The sequence below is a fragment of the Clostridium sp. AF22-10 genome (genome assembly GCF_003478725.1).
GTDB lineage: Bacteria > Bacillota > Clostridia > Lachnospirales > Lachnospiraceae > Otoolea > Otoolea fessa.
This window is the reverse complement of record NZ_QUFZ01000073.1, coordinates 1-1,276: the sequence shown is the minus strand read 5'-3', so window position 1 is coordinate 1,276 and position 1,276 is coordinate 1. Positions and strand designations below refer to the sequence as shown.

The 1,276-nt window shown below is 44.7% G+C and carries 2 protein-coding genes; both read right to left on the bottom strand.

What is annotated here, in order from left to right:
* Positions 1-434: 434 nt before the first annotated feature.
* The gene (tnpB, locus tag DWX91_RS16290) at positions 435-797 is read right to left on the bottom strand and encodes an IS66 family insertion sequence element accessory protein TnpB (protein ID WP_118468476.1); all 363 of its coding nucleotides are present in this window, start codon (positions 795-797) and stop codon (positions 435-437) included.
* Entirely contained in the window at positions 787-1,155 is a 369-nt protein-coding gene (locus DWX91_RS16285) for an IS66 family insertion sequence element accessory protein TnpA (protein WP_118482097.1), read from the bottom strand. Before DWX91_RS16285 ends, tnpB begins: the two co-directional genes overlap by 11 nt.
* Between the last annotated feature and the right edge of the window lie 121 nt (positions 1,156-1,276).

Below are 1,276 nucleotides of genomic sequence, written 5' to 3'. Positions count from 1 at the left end.
TTGCCTGCATCTTCGTATCCAGGGAATGCAGGTCGGCACTGACCTTTTCTAACTGTTCCTGTTGATTCAAAAATAACTGGATCAGCATAGATTTATCAAAGCTGTTTAACTGTTCTTCTGTGAACTTCATCGCCATGGCAGGAACTCCTTTTCTCAATGAGTCCATTGTACCAGATCTGTACGTTTTCTGCCACTTGGCGCCTGTTTTCCTTTCGGCATAATGACGGTGGATAACAGTACAGAGCACCTGGGATAGCTTTTCAGGATTCCAGATGTTCTGTACTGCTATCCACAGATTCAGAACGATTTTTCTGCCCGAAACCGTGTGGTTTGATTCCTGCGGACTGAATTCTGTGGATAAGCTTTATGAAACGGAAGAGATTCTCTTTTCTTCTGTGAAATATAGAAATTTTTTTCTCCATAATGCACAAATGTTACATCAATCTTTTAGGCGGATCATTTGGCCTGATCGGATGTTTGGGGAGAATTTCAAGCCCTTGCATCAGCATCGTATACTGTTCCGGGGATATTTCCAACGCCTCTTCTACGGAACGTGGCCAGTTGAAGGCACCGTTGCTCAGTCTCTTGTAAAGAAGCAGGAACCCATCCCCTTCCCATAAGAGTCCCTTGATTCGGTCCGTCTTCTTCCCGCAGAAAAGAAAGAGCGTATTTTTATCATACGGATCGAGCTGAAACCGGAACCGGATGATCGTTGCGAGACCATCCATTCCTCTCCGCAGATCGGTATAACCAGCTGCAAGATAGATCTTTTTCAGACCTGTGGCGTCATTCAGCATTAGACAGCACCTCCAGGATACACTGAAGCATATCTTTAGAGACAGGATTATAAATTTCAAGTGCTAATCCTCTGGAATTTCGCAGAATAGCTGTCGGTTTTAAGCTGCTGTCTTCCCGGGGCAGAGCTTTCTCTATCGGCTGAGGAAGCTCCACAAACGCCGGTTCTGGATTGTAGACCTCCAAACATGCTTTGCGGACTCTTTTCAGACGATAATAATAATTCGCTTTTGTGATGCCATGCTCACTGCACCAGGTTTCTACTTTCATATCTGCAGGGCGGTTTTTACAATCCTGGATCTGTGCCGCCCATTGCTGCAACCGAACCTGTTCAGCAACTAAACTTGTTTGACTGCTCATAGATAGACCTCCATAGGCGGTCAAAAAAGTTGAGTACTTAACTTTTTTGACTCTGTATAGTGTGAGACTATTATGGCAGAAAAAGGAGTGGAGGAACAGGTACTTGCTATGGAGCGTTTAC

What these genes read in the sequence shown, in the direction of transcription:
- tnpB (WP_118468476.1), bottom strand. Translation starts at nt 797, where the DNA reads ATGCTGAATGACGCCACAGGTCTGAAAAAGATCTATCTTGCAGCTGGT.
- DWX91_RS16285 (WP_118482097.1), bottom strand. Translation starts at nt 1,155, where the DNA reads ATGAGCAGTCAAACAAGTTTAGTTGCTGAACAGGTTCGGTTGCAGCAA.